Here is a 2408-nt window from a genome sequence, read left to right as displayed (position 1 = left end):
TCCCGATTCGTCAAGGCCGGTTGCCCACGCGGATTGCTCGGCTTCGAATCGGCCAGCGACAACAAACCCACCCCCGGCCATGTGCTCAATCACGTAGGGCTCAGGATATGAACCTTGCTCGATGGCCACGTCGCGCACTTCGTTAAATTCACCGTTCTGATCGGTTGCGGACCACGCATTGAAAATAAATAAAGCAAGCACCCCCGTCATAAAATGTCTCTTCTTCATTTTTCAATACCCGAATGGCATTGTTGTACACGAAGCTAAAGCCCGCGAACCGCAATACTGCAAGAGGTTAGCGCTGCTACCGGTGACCTGTATGGCGACCAACTAATGAGAATTTCCGCCGCATGCGGAGCAAGTTCACGTCAGCATCCAGATCGGCCGGATGAGAAAGCACTGGATCAGTCGCGAAAGGATATGCAAGCGTAAGATTTTTATTCATACGTTTCCCCCGATAGCTTCCGTGCTGGCACGAAAGCTTTTTCATCGGCGAAATAGCCGAGTACCATTTACTGCGCCCGCTCGAGCCGAGGCTAATTTTTGTCAGTGCATCATAGTTGAGGTTAAATCTCTAGTAAAGACGAGCGTTAACCCCTAAAAGCAATAATTAACGGATCGTCCTGAATGTCTCAAAACTGAGACGACGAACATGAATAAAACTATCCCGCAAAGTCGAAAGCAGCTTGAAGGGTCCCATGCCACAAGACCTGTAACACCTTCGCCTCGTAGCTTGAGACCATGGCAATGCTCGGCGGCGCTCAGGAAAATCGATGTGCCGAACCGATAGTGCGCTTCAAATCTTTTCGACGAGGCGTCCGAGCAGAACGCGAACATCTTGGTCCTGCTCGCCGATCAGCTGGGACCGGTAGGCGGCGGTGAACATCGCAGCCCGATGGTATGCGCAGCGATTCACCTCAAGCCTGCCAAACGCTACACGCTTGCCGTCCTATTCATCTTCTCGCAGTTGAAGAAAGCGCTCGACGACGTCGCCGAGATCTTCATCAAGACCGTCCGCAATCTGGAGAGCACACGGCAAACCTCCGGCTCTAGCAATATCGACTGCGACACACCGATCACCTGCAATCGCCTGTCCAAGACAAGCGAAATTGGTCGATTATGCTACCGCCCGACGGGTCTAAAGTCTGGTTGATCCACGTGCCGTCCGCTGCTTGCTCGTCCATGGTGTCCCCGTCCACCCGTCCCCGAGATTCGTCTCGACCATTCCAGGGTTGTCGTAGGCATCCTGAAAAAACAGCCCTGCGTCTTGTTCGTTGATGCCGGTGCTAGCGTCCATGTCGCCCCCGATTGATGGTCATAATTAATTCATGTCAAAAAACGTCACATGTGCTGCATGCTCGACCTTGACCGGCAATGGCACGGCAGCGCCGGTGATGCGCACCGTCGCGTATACTCCTGGCTTATTGGTGGGTACAGCTGCGTTAAACCAAGGAGCGTTTCCAAGCGCATACGTGCTCGCGGTTGGCGTTAGTTGTAGGGGATCCCATTTGACGATCCCTGGAACACCGACCCTTTTCTTGTAGTGGTAACCAAAGAGCACGATCGACCCATCAGCAAGGCTGTACGTTTGCATCACATATTGAGACGGTCCGCAGACGTAACCGTCAGGAAACTCAATGGTTCGCTCTTCCGCGATATGAAGATCTGCCGTAAGTCGAACTAATCGTCCCCGGCTGGCTCCGCCATAGCAGTCAAGAAGCTGAGGATCCGATCGTATGTCGGCCGGTTGGATCAATCGTAAGATCCCCCTGGTTTGCAACCGTGCTTGGAGTTCCCCCTGAGAGTCGATGCGTATGGTTTCGGTATCGGAAATTAGCAGGCCGCCGCCAGGCATCGGGCGCACCTGAGTTACTTGGTCTCCCCCCATCGATGGGATTAACTTTTGCCACAGGACATCTCCTTCTGGCCCAGTCGCAATAATCCAGTGAAATACTGACCGCACTCCGCGAAAGTTGGTGCTCGACAGGCGTCCGACGAGGGCTGCACCATTACCCCACGGCACGCATCGATCTAAGTACGCGGTGTGAGCGTATTCGTCCTCAAGCTGCGGAGGTCGTATATATTGTCGTCTGAGTAGTTGTCCCCGGTTATCGAGTCGCACCAGTAGACCATTGACGTCGCGCTTGTGGATTTCGCCCACGTCTATCATGCCGCACAACAGGACTCCGCCGTTCGGCGCCGCAGCCGCTCCGGTAAAATACGGGAAGCGCGTTCCAAGTTCAGCACTGGGAGGCACTGCCAGGTACCGCCAACGAACCTTTCCCGATTCGTCAAGGCCGGTTGCCCACGCGGATTGCTCGGCTTCGAATCGGCCAGCGACAACAAACCCACCCCCGGCCATGTGCTCAATCACGTAGGGCTCAGGATATGAACCTTGCTCGATGGCC

General features: G+C 54.5%; 3 protein-coding genes. 1 reads left to right on the top strand and 2 read right to left on the bottom strand.

The annotated features are described in order from the left end of the window. Window positions 1–228: hypothetical protein (locus ACTHL0_RS03595; RefSeq protein WP_440565217.1), on the bottom strand; the 228-nt coding region annotated here is incomplete at its 3' end. A gap of 610 nt (window positions 229–838) precedes the next feature. Here ACTHL0_RS03595 and ACTHL0_RS03590 point away from each other — a divergent pair. Next, window positions 839–1153: a hypothetical protein gene (locus tag ACTHL0_RS03590; RefSeq protein WP_440565218.1), complete on the top strand. Its 315-nt coding sequence runs from the start codon at window positions 839–841 to the stop codon at window positions 1151–1153. Window positions 1154–1321: 168 nt separating this feature from the next. On the opposite strand, the gene ACTHL0_RS03585 is transcribed toward ACTHL0_RS03590, so the two are convergent. Next, the coding region (locus tag ACTHL0_RS03585) for a hypothetical protein (RefSeq protein ID WP_440565216.1) at window positions 1322–2408 on the bottom strand (1087 nt) is incomplete at its 5' end.

The organism is Trinickia sp., assembly GCF_051961175.1.
Taxonomy (GTDB): Bacteria; Pseudomonadota; Gammaproteobacteria; order Burkholderiales; family Burkholderiaceae; genus Trinickia.
Note: the sequence above shows the minus strand (reverse complement) of the source record. Positions and strands in the feature narration are given on the sequence as shown.